General features: G+C 65.7%; 16 protein-coding genes and 1 tRNA gene. 8 read left to right on the forward strand and 9 right to left on the reverse strand.

The window, feature by feature from the left end; all coding sequences use genetic code 11:
• Nucleotides 1-51: 51 nt before the first annotated feature.
• Entirely contained in the window at nucleotides 52-1,017 is a 966-nt protein-coding gene (locus Q0030_RS06120; protein WP_298364028.1) for a GlxA family transcriptional regulator, read from the reverse strand.
• A gap of 208 nt (nucleotides 1,018-1,225) precedes the next feature.
• Between Q0030_RS06120 and Q0030_RS06125 the strand changes: the two genes are divergently transcribed.
• Nucleotides 1,226-1,867, forward strand: a complete 642-nt coding sequence (locus tag Q0030_RS06125; protein ID WP_298364030.1) for an HD domain-containing protein — start codon at nucleotides 1,226-1,228, stop codon at nucleotides 1,865-1,867.
• Between the two features lie 41 nt (nucleotides 1,868-1,908).
• Nucleotides 1,909-2,388 (forward strand): Dps family protein, encoded by a 480-nt coding sequence (locus Q0030_RS06130; RefSeq protein ID WP_298364033.1) that lies wholly within the window; start codon nucleotides 1,909-1,911, stop codon nucleotides 2,386-2,388.
• 32 nt (nucleotides 2,389-2,420) lie between these two features.
• On the opposite strand, the gene Q0030_RS06135 is transcribed toward Q0030_RS06130, so the two are convergent.
• Complete coding sequence (locus tag Q0030_RS06135; protein ID WP_298364036.1) at nucleotides 2,421-2,873, reverse strand: SRPBCC family protein; 453 nt, start codon at nucleotides 2,871-2,873, stop codon at nucleotides 2,421-2,423.
• 77 nt (nucleotides 2,874-2,950) lie between these two features.
• Here Q0030_RS06135 and Q0030_RS06140 point away from each other — a divergent pair, with 77 nt between their 5' ends.
• Entirely contained in the window at nucleotides 2,951-4,042 is a 1,092-nt protein-coding gene (locus tag Q0030_RS06140) for an adenylate/guanylate cyclase domain-containing protein (RefSeq protein WP_298364039.1), read from the forward strand.
• A 5-nt stretch (nucleotides 4,043-4,047) separates the two neighbouring features.
• On the opposite strand, the gene Q0030_RS06145 is transcribed toward Q0030_RS06140, so the two are convergent.
• The gene (locus tag Q0030_RS06145) at nucleotides 4,048-4,236 is read right to left on the reverse strand and encodes a hypothetical protein (protein ID WP_298364601.1); all 189 of its coding nucleotides are present in this window, start codon (nucleotides 4,234-4,236) and stop codon (nucleotides 4,048-4,050) included.
• A gap of 152 nt (nucleotides 4,237-4,388) precedes the next feature.
• Between Q0030_RS06145 and Q0030_RS06150 the strand changes: the two genes are divergently transcribed.
• Together Q0030_RS06150 and Q0030_RS06155 are read left to right on the forward strand one after the other, a co-directional pair.
• On the forward strand, nucleotides 4,389-5,609 hold the full coding sequence (locus tag Q0030_RS06150) for a helix-turn-helix domain-containing protein (protein ID WP_298364042.1): 1,221 nt from the start codon (nucleotides 4,389-4,391) through the stop codon (nucleotides 5,607-5,609).
• Nucleotides 5,610-5,637: 28 nt separating this feature from the next.
• Nucleotides 5,638-6,282: a glutaminyl-peptide cyclotransferase gene (locus Q0030_RS06155; protein WP_298364047.1), complete on the forward strand. Its 645-nt coding sequence runs from the start codon at nucleotides 5,638-5,640 to the stop codon at nucleotides 6,280-6,282.
• Nucleotides 6,283-6,310: 28 nt separating this feature from the next.
• On the opposite strand, the gene Q0030_RS06160 is transcribed toward Q0030_RS06155, so the two are convergent.
• The 4 genes from Q0030_RS06160 to Q0030_RS06175 all read right to left on the reverse strand — a co-directional run bounded on the left by Q0030_RS06160 (nucleotide 6,311) and on the right by Q0030_RS06175 (nucleotide 10,901).
• Entirely contained in the window at nucleotides 6,311-7,528 is a 1,218-nt protein-coding gene (locus tag Q0030_RS06160; RefSeq protein ID WP_298364050.1) for an MFS transporter, read from the reverse strand.
• Nucleotides 7,529-7,657: 129 nt separating this feature from the next.
• Nucleotides 7,658-8,824 (reverse strand): substrate-binding protein, encoded by a 1,167-nt coding sequence (locus Q0030_RS06165; RefSeq protein WP_298364053.1) that lies wholly within the window; start codon nucleotides 8,822-8,824, stop codon nucleotides 7,658-7,660.
• Nucleotides 8,825-8,838: 14 nt separating this feature from the next.
• Entirely contained in the window at nucleotides 8,839-9,564 is a 726-nt protein-coding gene (locus Q0030_RS06170; RefSeq protein WP_298364056.1) for a site-2 protease family protein, read from the reverse strand.
• A complete protein-coding gene (locus Q0030_RS06175; protein WP_298364059.1) occupies nucleotides 9,561-10,901 on the reverse strand; it encodes a DUF2167 domain-containing protein in 1,341 nt (446 codons plus the stop codon). Before Q0030_RS06175 ends, Q0030_RS06170 begins: the two co-directional genes overlap by 4 nt.
• Nucleotides 10,902-11,033: 132 nt before the next feature.
• On the opposite strand from Q0030_RS06175, the gene Q0030_RS06180 reads away from it, so the two are divergent.
• The 3 genes from Q0030_RS06180 to Q0030_RS06190 all read left to right on the forward strand — a co-directional run bounded on the left by Q0030_RS06180 (nucleotide 11,034) and on the right by Q0030_RS06190 (nucleotide 13,189).
• Nucleotides 11,034-12,374 (forward strand): RtcB family protein, encoded by a 1,341-nt coding sequence (locus Q0030_RS06180; RefSeq protein ID WP_298364061.1) that lies wholly within the window; start codon nucleotides 11,034-11,036, stop codon nucleotides 12,372-12,374.
• A gap of 24 nt (nucleotides 12,375-12,398) precedes the next feature.
• Nucleotides 12,399-12,473: transfer RNA gene (locus Q0030_RS06185), tRNA-Cys, on the forward strand.
• 149 nt (nucleotides 12,474-12,622) lie between these two features.
• Complete coding sequence (locus tag Q0030_RS06190; RefSeq protein ID WP_298364067.1) at nucleotides 12,623-13,189, forward strand: AAA family ATPase; 567 nt, start codon at nucleotides 12,623-12,625, stop codon at nucleotides 13,187-13,189.
• A 26-nt stretch (nucleotides 13,190-13,215) separates the two neighbouring features.
• Here Q0030_RS06190 and Q0030_RS06195 read toward each other — a convergent pair whose 3' ends face one another.
• Complete coding sequence (locus Q0030_RS06195; protein ID WP_298364070.1) at nucleotides 13,216-14,346, reverse strand: hypothetical protein; 1,131 nt, start codon at nucleotides 14,344-14,346, stop codon at nucleotides 13,216-13,218.
• A 123-nt stretch (nucleotides 14,347-14,469) separates the two neighbouring features.
• A complete protein-coding gene (gene bamA, locus Q0030_RS06200; protein ID WP_298364073.1) occupies nucleotides 14,470-16,992 on the reverse strand; it encodes an outer membrane protein assembly factor BamA in 2,523 nt (840 codons plus the stop codon).
• Nucleotides 16,993-17,161: the final 169 nt, after the last annotated feature.

Consider the following 17,161-nt stretch of genomic DNA (forward strand, 5'->3'; position numbering starts at 1 on the left):
TTCGGACAGGTTGATCCTATCCCCGATCAGGCCTCCGCTTCATGAACGGCGTCACAATTTGCGAAAACTCGACCGGTACTGCGCGGGCGACACGCCGAGCCGCTCGGTGAACACGATGCGCATGCGGTCGGCCGAGCCGAAGCCGCTATCGAACGCAACCGCCTTGAGCGGCCGATCGCTGCCCTCGAGCAGCCGGCGCGCGGCGTCGACCCGCGCGCGTTCGACGAATTCATGCGGTGTGATGCCGGTCTCCTGCGCGAAGCCGCGGCCGAAATTGCGCACGCTCATGCCGACGGCCTCGGCCAGCGATTGCAGGGTGTGGCGCTCGCCGACACGCTGCATGACATGCGCCTGCGCGCGCGCGATCGGCGAATCCTCGTCGACCGGCGCGGTGAGATAGGGGCTGAACTGCGACTGCCCGCCCTGGCGTTGCGCCACCACGACCAGCCGCTTGGCCACCGCGACCGCGACCTGCGGCCCATGGCGCTCTGCGACCAGCGCGAGCCCGAGATCGATGCCCGCGGTGACGCCGGCGGAGGTCATCAGTCTGCCGTCGCGAATATAGATCCGGTCGAAGATCACCTCGGCGGCCGGAAAGCACGCCGCCAGACGCTGCGCGTTCTGCCAATGCGTCGTCACTTTGTGGCCGTCGAGCAGCCCGGCATGGCCGAGCGCGAAAGCGCCGGTGCAGATCGAACCGTAGAGCTCGGCGCGCGCGGGCGCGCCGCGCAGCCACTGCGTCAGCGCCGGATCCGGCTCGGCATCGGGCAATGCCGGCCCACCTGCAACCAGCAGGATGTCGAATTTCTCGTTTGCCTCATCGAAACTGAGGTCGGCCGATATCTTCATGCCGTTCGATGCGCGCAGCGGTTCGCGGCTGGCGCCGACCAGCACCGTCTCGTAGCCGTCGCCATCGGCGACAAAACCGTTGGTCTCCGCGAACACATCGACGGGACCGGCGACGTCCAGCGCCTGCACCCCTTCGTGAATCGCGATTGCCACCTTCTGAACCGCCATACCCTCTCCCTGCCCGCTGGCGCGAAACGATGTCTCGTTGGCCCGATCCGGCGGCGCACGAGCGTTGCGGGATCAGGCCGAGACGGGCGACAAACACACCACGGATCACGCCACCAAGCGATCCGAACTCACCGCAGAGACGAGCGCCGGCGCCCCGCGTGTTTCGCACGCCACGGCATCGTCTTGCCATATCGAGGAGCGTCTTGAAATGACCGAGATCATCGCCGGCATCCGTGTACCCGACAGCGCCATGGCGCGTGCCGCGACCCAGCTGGTGCGCGATACCGAGGACGACCTGCTCTACAACCACAGCCGCCGCGTGTTCTTCTGGGGCGCGCTGACCGGCAACCGCCGCAAGCTGAAGTTCGATCCCGAGCTGCTCTATATCGGCGCCATGTTCCACGACATGGGCCTCACCGCCAAACATGCGAGCCCCGATCTGCGCTTCGAGGTCGACGGCGCCAACGCCGCACGCGACTTCCTCAAGGGCTACGGCGTCGCCGAGCGCGACATCGAGGACGTCTGGGCCTCGATCGCGCTGCACACCACGCCCGGCATCCCCGAGCATATGCGTCCGACCATCGCGCTGGTCACCGCCGGCGTCGAGATGGACGTACTCGGCATCGCCTATGACGATTTCTCGCATGAGCACCGCGACCATGTCTGCGCGCACCATCCGCGCGAGGCGAACTTCAAGGAGAACATCATCGATCATTTCGCGGCCGGCACCATTAAGAAGCCGCTGACCACCTTCGGCAACGTCAAGGCCGACGTGCTGGCGCTGAAGGACATGAACTACACACGGGTGAACTTCTGCTCGATCATCCTCGGCTCGAAATGGCCGACATGACGCCGCGCCGAATTTCAATCCGAACCGCGAAGGAGAAGACTATGACCATCGCCGTCAACACCGGCTTCGCCGAGGCCGAGCGGACGAACATCGCGGCGGCGCTCTCGACGGTTCTCGCCGACACCTATGCGCTGTACCTGAAGACGCATGGCTACCATTGGAACGTCACGGGTCCGACGTTCCAGGCCCTGCACACGCTGTTCGAAGGGCAATATCGGGAGGAATGGCAAGCGCTCGACGATATCGCCGAGCGCATCCGCGCCCTCGGCGAACTGGTGCCGCAGACCTATTCCGCATTCGCCAAGCTCACGGCGATCAAGGACGGATATGCCAGCCTCGACTCGGAGGCGATGGTGGCCGAACTGCTGCATGACAACGAGACGGCCGTGAGGACCATCCGCGATGCTTTCACCGTCGCCGAGTCGGCTGGCGATCAGGCGACGATGGACATGCTTAACGTCCGCACCACGGCACACGAGAAGCACGCCTGGATGCTGCGCGCGACGCTCGACGTCAAATGAGCGAACGGACTGAACCGCACCAGCGTGGCGGTTCAGCCGTGCGGACCGCGGTCGGGGCCTGGAGCTCGCCCCGCTGCCGCGAGCGCGAGCCTGGCAAGGTAGTGCGTCCAACCCCTGCTATGGCTCGCGCACTGCTCCGCGTTCGGCAGGCCGCTATGGGTCATCCGCAACAGCGTGCCGGCGTCCTTGTTGATCAGGTCGATCTCGATCAGGCTCGATCCCGGAGGGACCTCCGCGCCGCCCTCCCAGCCAAAGCTGTAGGCGAGACGGTGCACCGGCACGACTTCGCGGAACGCGCCGCGCGCGGCGCGGTCGCGGTCGTTACCGAGGCCCTTCAGCAGATAGAGCCCGCCGGGATGCAGCTCGGTCTCGGCCTCGAGCCCCATCCAGCTCACGATCTTCTGCGGATCGGTCAGGAAGGCGAACACGGTTGCGGGCGGCGCTGCGATCTGGATCTCGCGTTGAACGATGAAGGCTTCAGTCATCGATCCTTCCTCCATTGACGGTGGGTCTTCAGGGATAATTCGTGACAAGGGTGGCGCATCAACTCCATGATGGGGTGATGCGATTGTCCTCGACACTGAGCTGGCTGGTCGACGCCGCGGCCGAGACCGCGGGCGCCAACCGGTTGCTGGCGGATCTGGGTAGCCATCTTATCACGGATCGCCTGCCGCTTGCCGGCGGCGCGCTGACGCTCGAAGTTCCACACCCGCTGATCGCCAGGCGCACCTGGCTGTGGCGCGCCGGCAATGGCGAGGTCATCGAGGCGCTCGGGTTCGCGCCGGAACAACCGTTTGCCATGCCCGGTATGGTCGGATCCGGCGATGCGGGCCGGCGCTGGCTCAATGGCCTCGCACCCGGCCCGATCCACGAGGACACGATCGGAACGCGGCCGGATGGCCCGACCCTCGGCTGGATCGGGACCCGCGCCTTCACGCCAACCGAGACGGATCAGTTGCGCGAGGCGGCGCGCTTCACGGCCGCACCGCTCGCCGCGCTCGCGGCGCGCGCGACATTGACGGCGGCGCTGGAGGCCTATCTCGGGCGGCGCAGCGCGGCGCGCGTCCTGGCATCGCCGTTGCGGCGCAACACCGGCGAAACCATCCGGGCGGCGCTGCTGTTTGCTGACTTGCGCGGCTTCACCGCGCTCTCCGAAAGCCATCCGCCTGCCGAGGTGATCGCAGCGCTCGATGCCTGGTTCGACCGCATCGCCGGCGCGATCCACGCCTTCGGCGGCGAGGTGTTGAAATTCATCGGCGACGGGCTGCTCGCGATCTTTCCGGTCACGACCAGCGCGCGCAGCGCATGCGAGGCTGCATTGCGCGCGGTGTCGGCGGCGCGCGTCGGCATGGCGCATCTCGATACCGAGCGGCGCAAGCACGGCCTGCCGCCGCTGCCGTTCGGCGTGGCGCTGCATCTCGGCGAGGTGCACTGGGGCAATATCGGCGCCGCCGACCGCCTCGACTTCACCGCGATCGGCGCCGCGGTCAATCTGGTCAGCCGGCTGGAAGGCCTGTGCAAGCCGCTGGAGCAGACCGTGCTGGTCTCGGGCGCGCTCGCCGCCGAGACCGAGATGCCGCTGGTCGCGCTCGGCACCCATGAGCTGCGCGGCATCGCACGGCCCTGCGCGGTCTTCACCCTGCCGGGGGGATGAGCCGGTCATCGGAACAGGCGCAGCCACGGCGCCAGATGAAATGCGCTCATCAGCGCGTACATCGGGACCATCCCCTGCAACGAGAACGGTCCCTGCATGGCGCCGCAGATCATGTCAGCCGGCGCCAGCGCGGCCACCAGCGCCATCACAGCGAAGGTCGGCGCCGCCGCCAGCGACAGCCAGCGCGCGACCATGGCACCGCGGCCGCCGAACCGACCCTTCAACCAATCCTCATGTGTCTCGATTCCGGTCGTCATTCGATCTCTCTGGAGATGATCCATGTCGTCATGTGCTAGGTTAGAGCCGGGCCTCGGAGGGCGAGAGTGACAAGTGTGTCGGGATTCGAATGGATTCGCTGATTACGGCTGCGGCGCGCGCGCTCGCGGCGGGTGATCCCCTCGGCGCACTGAAACGGGTGGCCCTGCGCGACGATGCGCCGGCGCTGGCCCTGCGCGGCATCGCGATGGCCCGGCTCGGTGATTTCACCCGCGCCAAGGAGCTGTTGCGGCGCGCGGGCCGCGCCTTCGGCCCGCGTGAAGCCATCGCGCGGTCCCGCTGCGTGGTTGCCGAGGCCGAAATCGCGCTGGTGTCGCGCGACCTTTCCTTTCCGAGGAAAAGCCTCGCGGCAGCGCGCGCAACGCTCGCGGCGCGTGGCGACGCGCTCAATGCCGCGCATGCCGGCTATCTCGAAATCCGCCGCCTGCTGTTGATCGGGAGCCTCGATGCGGCCGAGCGCATGCTTGATGACCTCGACCCGGCACCCTTCCCGCCGGCGCTGCGGGTCGGCCATGAACTCGTCGTCGCCGGGATCGCGATGCGGCGGCTGCGTACGACGCCAGCTCGAGAAGCGCTGGCACGGGCAAGGGATGCCGCGCGCCGCGCCGGCATCGCCGAGCTTGCGGCCGAAGTGGAGAGCACCGCGAACCTGCTCGCCACGCCGGCGGCGCGCCTGATCGCGCGCGGCCACGAGCGGCCGCTGCTGCTCGAGGAGGTCGAGGCCCTGATGGGTTCGAAGGCGCTCGTCGTCGATGCCTGCCGCTACGTCGTGCGCGATACCGGCACCACGGTCTCGCTGACGCGGCGGCCGGTGCTGTTCGCGCTCGCCCGCGCGCTGGGCGAAGCCTGGCCGCAGGACGTGTCGCGCGGCACGCTGATCGCGCGCGCATTTCGCGGCAAGCACGCTGATGAATCACACCGTGCGCGGCTGCGGGTCGAGATCGGACGGCTGCGCCGGGCCTTGCGGCCGCTCGCCGATCTCAGCGCGACGCCCGACGGCTTCGTGCTGGAGCCGCATGGCCGCCGCGAGGTCACCGTGCTGGCGCTGCCGGTCGAGGAGGAACACGCGGCGGTGCTGGCCTTCCTCGCCGACGGCGAGGCCTGGTCGAGCTCGGCGCTATCGGTGGCGCTGGGGGCGAGCCAGCGCACCGTGCAGCGCGCGCTCGACGCCTTGGCCGCCACGGGCAAGGTGCAGTCGGTCGGCCGCGCCCGGGCCCGGCGCTGGATGACGCCCCCGGTGCCGGGATTCACGACGACGTTGTTACTCCCCGCTCCGCTGCCGAACGGCTAGAATCAGACAGCCATCACAGGAGCGCCGCATGAAGAAGTCCGAGGCCGAGATCATTCGGGAATATGCGTTCGAGGGCGTCGAGAGCGTGGGCGGCGTCAGCTTCGACGGCGAGCAGGTCTGGTTCGCGGCCGGTGGCCGGCTGGTCGCCTTCGATCCTGACAGCGGCAATACCACCCGCACCCTCGATATCGCGGCCCACGCCGGCACCGCCTTCGACGGCAAGCACCTCTATCAGATCGCCGAGGACCGCATTCTGAAGATCGAGCCGAACAGCGGACGCGTGGTGTCGACGATCCCCTCGCCCGGCGGCGGCCGCGACTCAGGTCTTGCCTGGGCGGAAGGCTCGCTGTGGGTCGGCCAGTATCGCGACCGCACCATCGTCCAGGTCGATCCCGAAACCGGCAAGGTTTTGCGCACCATCGAAAGCAACCGGTTCGTCACCGGCGTCTCCTGGGTCGATGGCGAACTCTGGCACGGCACCTGGGAAGAGGACCAGAGCGATGTCCGGCGCATCGATCCGCAGACCGGCGAGGTGATGGAACGGCTCGAGATGCCGCAGGGCGTGTTCGTCTCCGGGCTCGAGTCCGACGGCAAGGACCGGTTCTTTTGCGGCAGCGGCTCGACCAACAACAAGGTGCGCGCCATCCGGCGGCCGAAGCGCAGCCGCGCGTGAAGCGGTTGGCTTCACGCGCGCACCGGACTTACGCCGGCGCGGGCACCGCTGAGGACCGCGCCGCCGGCATCGGCCGGAACGTCATCATGATCAGGAACGCGCCGAGGCCGACGGCCCAGGAGCCGACATAGAGCCACGTGTAGCTCGCAAAGGTGTCGTAGATCAGGCCGCCGGCCAAAGGTCCGGTCGCCATGCCGAGGCTGCCGGCCATCGCGGTGCCGCCGATCACGGTGCCCAGCATCCGCAGCGGGAAATTCTCGCGGATCAGCACGGAGTACAGCGGCATGGTGCCGGCATAGATGAAGCCGAAGATCGCCGCGACCGCGTAGAACGCGGCCAGCTCACGCACGAAGACATAGCCGAGCGCGCCGAACGCCTGCGCCAGCAGCCCCAGCACCAGCACGCGCTTGGCACCGAAGCGATCGCCGAGCAGGCCGAAGGCGATGCGGCCGCCCATCCCGGCGAGCCCTTCCACGCTGTAGATCGTCACCGCCGCGACCATCGGAATGCCGCAGGTGACCGCATAGCTCACCGTGTGGATGATCGGCCCGGAATGGGTGGCGCAGCAGAAGAAATTGGTCGCGATCAAGATGATGAATTGCGGCGAGCGCAGCGCCTGCGCCAGCGACATCGGCGGCTCACCGTTCGTGCTCGCCGCTTCAGCGTGGCCGCCTTGCAGCGCCGGCGGGCGACGTACGAAGAGCGAGACCGGGATCATGATCGCGCCGACCACGCCTGAGATGATCAGCATCGACGTCCGCCAGTCATGGTAGGAGATCAGCCAGGCCGCGAGCGGCGACATCGTCATCGGCGCCATGCCCATGCCGGCCGACACCAGCGAGACGGCAAGGCTGCGATGGGTGTCGAACCAGCCGGTGACGCAGGCCATCATCGGGGCGAAGATCGCCGCCGTGGCCGCGCCGACCAGCGCGCCGAACAGAAACTGAAATGCCAGCAGCGACGGTGCCTGGCTTGCCAGCGCAAGGCTTGCCGCCAGCACGATCGATCCGGTCAGCACCACCGGGAGCGGCCCGAAGCGGTCGGACAGCGTGCCCCAGATCATGCTGGTGAAGGCCATCGCGAGGAAGCCGATCGTCATCGCGCTGGAAATGCCGGTCACCGACCAACCGGTCTCCCGCGCCATCGGCTGCAGGAACACCGGCAGCGAGAACATGCCGCCGATCGCGACGCAGCCAAGCAGGCCGCCAGCCGCGACGATCACCCAGCGATAGGTCGAATTGGCCATTCCGGAACTCCCATGCAGTGCGCTCTGGCTGAAAGACGAACGGACCTGGGTGGAACCGACAGTGGACGACCGCCCTGGCTCACTTTTTTGCGACCGTGGCAGCCTTCAAGGCTCATGCGCGGCCTACCCTCACCGGCCAGCCAGACTGCATCCGGGCTGCGGCGCGATCTCGCCAAGCGGCCGGACCTGCACCAGCTCGGTACCTTGCGTCCTGGCGATGAACATGTTCATCGCCGCGTGGTGATCCTGGCCGAGCGTCACGGGGCCGGTCGGCGACGCAATGACGAGCCCCGCCATCGCATCGATGATGGCCTCCTTGTCGAGCTTGCCGGCCTTCTCGACCGCGGCCTTGAGCGCGATCAGGGTGTTGTAGTGCGTCATCACGTAGTTCGACACCGCGACGCCCGGGTTCGCCGCGGCGCGCGCCTTGGCGACAAACGCCTTCACGGCTGGATCCTCGCTCGCTGCGACCGCCGGCACGACGGTGACCATGTTCTGGCCCTTGCCACGGAAGATGCCGAGATCAACCTCCGACAGTCCGAGGAACGCGACGGTGATCTCCTTCAGCAACCCGGCCTCGTCAGCTTGCCGGACGAAGTCCATGCCGTCGCCCTTCAGCGCGAACAGCAGCACCTTGGCCCTGCTCGCCGCGACCTCCTTGATCAACGGAGAAAAGTCAGTCTCGGTCCCCAGCGTGTATTTCGTCCCGACCACCGTGCCGCCGAGTTTCTCGATCAAGGGCTGCGCGATGCCGAACATCTGATGCGGCCAGACCCGGTCGGCGCCGAGCAGGAAATAGGTGTTGCCGAAGGTCTGCGTCATGTAAGGCAGCAGCTGGCCGAGCTCCTGGTTCGGCACTGCGCCGAACGAGAACAGATAGCGGCTGCATTTGCCGCCCTCATAATTGGTGGCGTAGAGCAGCGGCGTCTTCGAGCTCTCGGCAAGCGGCACCAGCGCATTCAGATTGCGCGAGGTGATCGGACCGACTACCGCCAGCACGCCGTCCTTCTCGACCAGCGAACGCATGGCCTCGGCGGCCGACTCCGGCCGCGTCTTGTCATCGGCATAGATCACTTCGACCGGCCTGCCGAGAATGCCGCCCGCCGCGTTGATGTCCGCGGCGGCAAGATCGAGCCCGAGCCTGGCCTGCTGGCCATAGAGCTCGACGCCACCGGAGAACGGCAGCACCGCGCCGACGCGAATCGGTCTGTCGGATTCCGCCGCGTGCGAAGGACTTGTGCCCGCCAGGCAGACGAGAAGCAGCGACGCCATGCAGATGATCGGTCGTCGCGACATACGTCTTCCTCCTATCACCCCGGCCGAGCGAACCGGCTCAACATCTCATGGACGTCATAAGTCATGATCGCAAGCAGCGCCGCAAGTCCGAGATAAGCGGCCCCGTATTCGAGCTTGGTCTGAAGCGGAACGCCGTAGTAGGCGATGTTCTCCGGAGCATGAGGATCGTAGCGCCACGCCTGCAGCAACTGGGGGGCGGCAAGGATCGCGACGATCAGGAGCATCGGGCTCGGCCGGTACAGCATCAACGCCAGCAGGATCGGCACCCCAACGAACCAGATCCGGGGGCTGAGCACCGCCGTCACCCTGCCGCCATCGAGCGGCGACACCGGCAGCAGATTGAACAGATTGAGGAACAGGCCCGAATAGGCGATTGCCAGCAGAAGGCCGCTGTCTTCGGATCGTGCCAATAGATAGACCGCCAGCGCTGCGACCGTTCCGGCCACGGGACCTGCGATCGCGACATAGGCCTCGGTCTCGACATCCTCCGGATGGTCTTTCAGTGCGATAAAGGCGCCCATGAATGGGATGAAAGCCGGCGCTCCGACATCGAGGCCGCGTTGCCGCGCGGCAACGTAGTGCCCCATCTCGTGCGCAAACAACAATGCAATGAAGCCCGCAGCGTAGCGCCAGCCCCATATCGTGGCGTAGACCGCGAGCGACAGCAGCATGCCGCCGCCGCTGGCAGCGAGCTTGCCCCATTTGAGACCCGAGAGAAGAAGAACCAGCAGCGCCTTCACGTCACGTCACCACCCACATCGGTGCGCGGCTTGCGACGGAAGAACTTCATGATGCCGGCGCCGAATGCCGCAACGGCGAGCAGGATCACCTTGGCGAATTTCAGGACAAACGCCGTCACGATCGCCAGCAGCCCGAGCTTCTTGGCGGCGACCCCGCCGATCAGAGCAGCGAGGCCGTATGCGGCAACGCGATCGGTGCCGGCGCTGAAATCCTCGTAACGCTTGCCCTCATTGTAGGACAGGTCGCCGAGCAATTCCCGCGCGACCGGCTTTTCGCTCTCGATGCGATCGGAGTTCGACAGCAGGTTCAGGCTGAAATAGCCGTCTCGTCCGAGCGCATAGGTGTTGAAGTTGACGCCCTTGGGCTGGTTATCGGGCTGTCCCTTGTCCTTGCCCAGCATCGACCACACCAGGCGGTGCGCTCCGGCATCATAGGCCGGCGGCTGAATCCATCCCACCACCTCCAATTCGGGGAAGCCGCGCGCGACGCGATCCTTGTTGCTCTCCTCCACGCCTTCCTTGATCCCGCTCAGGAGCTCGTCGGCATTCCAGTTCTTCGCATCGTCGTCCTTGATGTAGCCTTCCTTGACGTAGCGAATGACCACGATCCACTGATCGTTCTGGCGCGTGCCGACGACAAGACCAATAAAGGTCTCGTCGTTGACGAGATTGCCGAGCGCGCGCAACACGCGCGTCCCCTCGGTCTTCGGGACGAAGAAACGTCCCTCCGGTAGCTTCAGCCTGGCTTGATCGATCAGCGTCACGTCTGCGGGACCGGCGGTGCCGGCCTGACTCGCGGCCTGCCAGGCGGCAACCAGTTCGGCTTTTCGTGCGGCTTCACTCGGCGGCGAGCTCTGCCCGAATACCGGTAACGCCGCGAACAGGACCGCCAACATGATGGCTGCGACGGAAATCAACTTTTGCACGAGCGCGCCCCTCTTGATCATGAACTGGACCGGGTGTCCGGTAACAACCCTAAATAGCAGTGTTAGACGACAAACTGCATAAGGGATCGGCGCTTTTCCAAGGCGCCGCCCTGCTCCAATATCGCCGGTCGCGCCGGCCCGAATGCGGAATCGCTTCACATCACGAAAGCGCGGCGCGATCACACCAACCGCTCGTGTGCGCCACTTGACATTCAGAGGTTGCAGGCGTATTTCGGCGGCCCTCGCGAGCTCCATGTTCGCGAACCATTGCGAGCAAGCCAATGCAACCGAAACCGCAGCACGGATACGAACAGATCCGCCGACGATCAGCCAATCTACGGCCGATCGTCTGTGCATGCCCGGTTCATGGGAGCGGTCTCGCTTAAGCGCGATCGACAATCCGTAAGTCACGGACCCTCCCGAGCCAGCCGCTTCGGAGGGTTTTTTGTTGCCCACGCGCGGTCTGGTCGAACTCCGGCAGCGACAATGCCGAATGGCCGCGCGGAATGCGCGGCTGATCCAGCTTCAGCAGGAGCCAACACAATGCGACGACCTGATCCCTACCAGGAGCGCGCCCGCGAACTCTGCCTCGCCGCGGGCATCGATCCGGATTCCCGCATCGGCGAAGGCCGCGGCCAGCCGGCCTGGTGCCTGTATCGCGATGCCGCCCGCAAGGAGAAGCTTGCGCGCGAGGCCGATGCGGCCTCGGCGGAGATTGCGATGCTGCGCCCGCAGGAGGAGCGTTTCAAGAACGCGCCGCTGAAGGTGTTCGGCGAGCACGACCCGGCGACCATCAAGCAGATGCGCAACTGCATGGCGGTCGGCAACGTCGTGTCCGGCGTAATTTGCGCGGACGGCCATCTCGGTTACGCCCAGCCCGTCGGCGGCGTGATCGCCTACGAGAAGCAGATCAGCATCTCCGGCGTCGGCTTCGACATCGGTTGCGGCAACATGGCCGCGCGGCTCGACGTGTGCTTCGACGACATCCGCGAAACCGTCCCGACCATCATTCGCGACGTCGCCAAGGTGATCTCCTTCGGCATCGGCCGGAAGAACATCGAGAAGGTCGAGCACGCGCTGTTCGACGACGGCGACGCCTGGCGCGAAAGCGATATGGAGGCCTACCGGCAGAAGGCGATCGGCCAGCTCGGCACGGTCGGCTCCGGCAACCACTATGTCGACCTGATGCGCGACGAGGCCGGCTTCGTCTGGATCGGCGTTCACTTCGGAAGCCGCGGGCTCGGGCACACCAGCGCGACCCGCTACCTCAAGGCCGCCGGCGGCAAGGACGGAATGAACGTTCCGCCCGCCATCGTCGACGAGGATTCCGAGCTCGGGCGCCGCTATATCGCCGCGATGCAGCTCGCCGGGCGCTATTCCTATGCGGGCCGCGAGTGGGTCGTGGATCGTGTCCGCCAGATCATTGGCGGCAAGGTCACCGATTCCGTGCACAACCACCACAACTATGCCTGGCGCGAAACGCATGACGGCAAGGATTTGTGGGTGGTGCGCAAGGGCGCGACGCCGGCCTTCCCCGGCCAGCGGGGATTTGTCGGCGGGTCGATGGGCGATGATGCCGTCATTCTCGAGGGTGTCGATAGTCCGGAGGCGAAGGCCTCCCTCTACTCGACGGTGCACGGCGCCGGGCGGTTGTTCGGCCGTAACGAAGCCAAGCGCCGCTTCACGCGCGAGGAGATGGACCGCTGGCTCAACGAGCGCGGCGTCACGCTTATTGGCGCCGATCTCGATGAAAGCCCGATGGCCTATCGGCGTCTGCCGGACGTGCTTGCACGGCACGCCGGGACGGTGAAGGTGCTGCACACGCTGCGGCCGTTTGCCGTGGCCATGGCGGGTGAAGGCGAGTTCGATCCCTGGAAGGATTAACGCGAGGCGTACGCGCCTCGCTCGGGTGCGGTGGCGAAATGGGAACGCTGCGGTCTGCAAAACCGCCATGAGCCGGTTCGACTCCGGCCCGCACCTCCAACGCTGTTGCATGCGCTCGCCCCAACGCTAACCTGATCGCGCCCGTCGAGCGATCTCCGGGTAATCCCCCAGACATGCAAGTGCCGTCAGACGTTCCGCGACCGCGGGACGCCACTCTGCTTTCTCCGTTGCAAGGAAAGGACCTCCTCTTGAACAGTCGCTTCGTCCTGATCTCCGGCTGCTCCGGCGGAGGAAAATCGACCCTGCTGGCCGAATTGCGCGCACGCTGCTATCCGGTCGTCGAAGAGCCCGGCCGCCGCATCATCGCCGATGAGCTTGCATCCGGCGGTAACGCCCTGCCCGGGATCGATACCGCGGCCTTCCTACGCCGCGCCATTGACGTCGCACTTCAGGATATGGCGATGGCCAAAGCCCATTCCGGATGGGTGTTCTTCGATCGCGGCCTCGTCGACGAGGCATCGGCGCTGGAAGCCATGACGGGCGAGCCGGTGCTGCGCGCGATTTGCTCCGTCCGTCGCTACCACGCACGCGTGTTCATGACGCCGCCGTGGCCGGAGATCTACGTCACCGACGCCGAGCGACGGCACGACTTCGAGGCTGCGACGGCCGAGTATCGGCGGCTGATGCAAGCGCTCCCCATGCTCGGCTACGACGTCATCAGCCTGCCGAAGATATCACCATCAGCGCGAGCCGATTTCGTGCTGGCGACGCTTGCTCGCACACCCGGATCAGACGACTGCTCCGTTGACGATTGATGCAACAGCCCACGCGGTGCGAGACGTCATCTACCGGCGATCGGCGCGATCGCAGCCTGTCCGCTTCGCGTCAGGCTGCCGCACCGATCGACGTCGAACAACGGATCGCCAGTCCACGAATAATACATCAGTCCAGAGAGACGACGCTCGCGCACCCGCTGCGCGAAATCACCCATCATCTCCTGCACCAGCGCGCTGCGGGCCGCCTCGTCCGCGGCACAGGCCTTGTTGCCATAGCTGAACCCCCACTCGGTGATCCAGCACGGCTTGCCGCCAGCCGAGCCGGCGGCGGCGCAGACCGGCTGAACCAGCGCCGCGAGGCGTTGCGCGCGATGGATCGCCGCCGCCTTGTCACCGGGATGATCGGCCCAGGGATAGGTGTGGAGATTGTAGGCATCGACGAGCCGGTCGAGGCCGTTGGCGCGCATGAAGGCGATAGTCGCGCCAACGCTTACCCCGTCATACCGCTTTGCTGTCGGCCACGGGCCTTCCTCGACAATGTCGACCAGGCTGGTCGGCAGCAGCGGCGTCTGCGTGTTCAGCCGGGAATGGTCGCGCACCTGCTTCAGCGCCGCCAGCACCTTGAGATATTGCAGGTAACCTTTGGCGACCCTCTGCCCCTCCTTGTCGTGGCTGAGATCGTTGAGACCGAGCACCCGGCCCTCGCCAGGAAGGCTGAAGTCTGGGTTGCTGCCGGCCATGTTGATCTCGTTCTCGAGTTCCAACGCGGCAAGCACGATGCCGTCGGCATCAAGCTTGTCGAGCAATTCCTGGAAATACGCCCTCGATAGTTCCGGGCTGAGCGTCGAGATCGGCGGCCCTGCCGACATGCCCGGAAACTCCTTGGCCTGATATGGCCGCCGCGCTGCGTCAGGCGGATAGAGACCGTGGAGAATAAGATCGACCGCTATATTGTGGGCATGGGCGCGCACGATGAAGCCGAGATTCTTGTCGAGATCCTGCTGATACATGCCGAATCGAATCACACGTATGCCCGCAGCCGCGATCCGGGCGAGCGCGGCTTCCTGCTCCGCGTCACTAAACTGCAATGGATGCACGAAATTGACACCGCGGGTTGCGTCCTGGCCACGGGCCATCAGCGGTGCGAGCAGCAGGATCAATGCTGCGAGGAAGGTGCGTCGTTGCACTTTACGCATTGGCGGCTCCGGCCATTTAGTCTTGCCGGCCACATAGCACTACACCCGGCACGCCGTCCGCACGATGGAGAGCACCTCGCACGAACGTGACGGAGCTTCGCCGGCAGCGAAACGGTCGCCTTCTCAGAACGACGTCCCGCCGCCGAACCTGAACTCCTGCACGATGTCGTATTTGCCCTTGGTGATCGGCACAGCGTAATCGAAGCGCAGCGGCCCGAACGGCGAGGCCCAGATCAGGCCGACACCGACCGAGGTTCGCACGACATTCTCATCGTCGTATTGGAGACCGCATTTGCAGGCAGCCGTGTTCACCTCGCCGGTCGCAGCCCATGACGTCGGACCTTCATAACCCCACAGCGAACCGGCGTCCGCATAGACCGCCCCCTTCAGCCCAACCTCGGAGGGGAGGAACCAGAACGGCATCTGCAACTCCATCGACGCACCCCAATATTTGGTGCCGCCGAGCGCATCGCCGACCGCCCCGAAGCTCGCATAGGTGATGTCGCGCGGCCCGATGCCGTTGGTGGCAAAGCCGCGCACGAGGTTCGGCCCCATCTGGAAGTGATCCAGCATCCGTAGATCATTGTCGCCGACCTTGGTGAGCAGGCCGCCCTGCAGATGGATCAGCCCGATCAGGTCGGACACCAGCGGCGTGTAGTATTTGGCGTCGACCGCGCTCTTCAGATACGTCACGTCGCCGCCGACGCCGGCAAAATCCTGCTTGAAGTCGACCAGCAGGCCGTCGGTCGGGTTCTTGTTGTTGTCGAGCGTGTTGTAGGTCAGCGTATAGCCGATCGCCGAGGTCCAGGTCGCGCCGGCAGCCAGCTCCTTGCGCACGGGCAGGGTGGATTCGCCGTCGCCGTAGCAGCCATATCCATAGAGCCCTGATGAGACCGAGTTGGTCGGATCGACACCGCCGAGCACGTCCTTGATGTAAGCAGGCGTCGGATTGAACGCGAGCGACGTGTTGGAGGCGTTGTTGTTGCAGTTGTTATAGGCGCTATCGAGCGAGATTTCCTGCTGATACAGCGAATAGCGCAGCTGGAGCGTCAGATCCTCGCGCAAGGCGAGACCCAGCCGCGGCGCGAACCCGATCGTCTTCACGCCATAAGTCGTGTAGGAGGTCGGCAGCTGCTCCTTGTAATAGGCATCGAGCCCGAGCGCGACGCGGTAATCGAGCAGGTACGGCTCGACAAAGGACAGCGACAGGCCGCGCGAGTACTGGCCGTAGCTGACCGTAGCCTTCGCGAACAGGCCGCGGCCGAGCAGGTTGCGTTCGGAGACGCTGACCTCGGCGAGCGCGCCGTCGGTCGTGGAGTAACCGCCCGAGACCGAGAAGTCGCCGGTCGACTTCTCCTCCAGATCGACGATCAGGACCACGCGATCGCTCGATGAGCCGGGCTCGGTGGTGATCTTGACCGTCTTGAAGTAGTCGAGATTCTTCAGCCGCCGCTCGGCACGATCGACCAGCGCACGGTTATACGCATCGCCCTCGGAGAGATCGAACTCGCGCCGGATCACGTAGTCGCGCGTGCGGCCGTTGCCGCGAATATCGATCCGCTCGATATAGGTGCGCGGCCCCTCCTCCACGCGGAACACGATCCCCACGGTGTGGGCCTCGAAATTCCGGTCGCCGTCCGGACGGACCACCGCGAAGGCGTAGCCGCGGCGCGACGCTTCGATCTGCATGTCCTCGACCGACTTCTCGATCGCCTCGACATTGTAGAGCGAGCCTTCGCTGACCCGCGAAAGCGAGCGCAGGATGCTCGGATCGAAGCCTGCAACGGTCGAGCGGAAGCTCACCGTCGCAACGCGGTACTGCTGTCCCTCATCGATCTTGAAGGTGACCTGAAAACCCTTGCTCTCGCGGTCGTACTCGGCGAGCGCGGCCACGACCTGCACGTCCGCATAGCCGTGCTTGAGGTAGAACCGGCGGATCAGGTCGCGGTCGGCCTCGACGCGATCGGGATCATAGATGTTGGCGCTACCGAGAAAGCTCAGGAAGTTCGTCTCATGGGTCTTGATCACGTCCTTCAGGCGCGCCGCCGTGAAGCTGTTGTTTCCCATGAACTCGATGGTCTTGACACCCGTCTTGGCGCCCTCGTCGACAGTGAAGACGAGATCGACGCGATTGTTCGAGCGTTCGATGATCTCAGGCGTGACCCGCACGTCGTAGCGGCCGGAGTGGCGGTAGATCTCCGCGATCCGCAGCGCGTCCGACTGCACCATCGGCCGCGACAGCGTACCTCGCGGCTTGGACTGCACCTCGGCCGAGAGCTGCTCGTCCTTGACCTTCTTGTTGCCCTCGAACGCGACACGGTCGATCACCGGGTTCTCGACGACCGAGACGACGATCCGCCCGCCCGCATGATTGATCTTGACGTCCTGGAACAACCCGGTCCCGACCAGCTCCTTCAGCCCGTCATCGATCGCAGCCTGATCGAGATGGCCGCCCGGCCCCGGCCTGAAATAGGAGCGGATGGTCTCCGCCTCGACCCGCCGGTTGCCTTCGATCGCGATCGCATCGACCGATTGGGCCGCCGCCGGTGCCAACAACAGCCAAGTCACTGACCAAGTCACTGACGTCGCCGGGATCGAAAATCCCGTCAGCACAAGCGCCGCGACCAAGCCCCGCCACATCTTCATTCCACACCTCGCGAACCAGTCGTCCGTTGTGGCGGGATGGTGATGGCTGCGGTGTGGCTGCCGGATTGCGGGATTATTTCCAGTGATTGGCGACTGTGAGCGCTGTGCGATGCAGCCCCGGTCCCGGCTTTGTTTCCGGCCGCGCGCGCCGCTTACAGTTCAGAAACAC

Origin of the sequence: uncultured Bradyrhizobium sp., assembly GCF_947648125.1 — a bacterium.
In the GTDB taxonomy this organism is placed as follows: Bacteria; Pseudomonadota; Alphaproteobacteria; order Rhizobiales; family Xanthobacteraceae; genus Bradyrhizobium.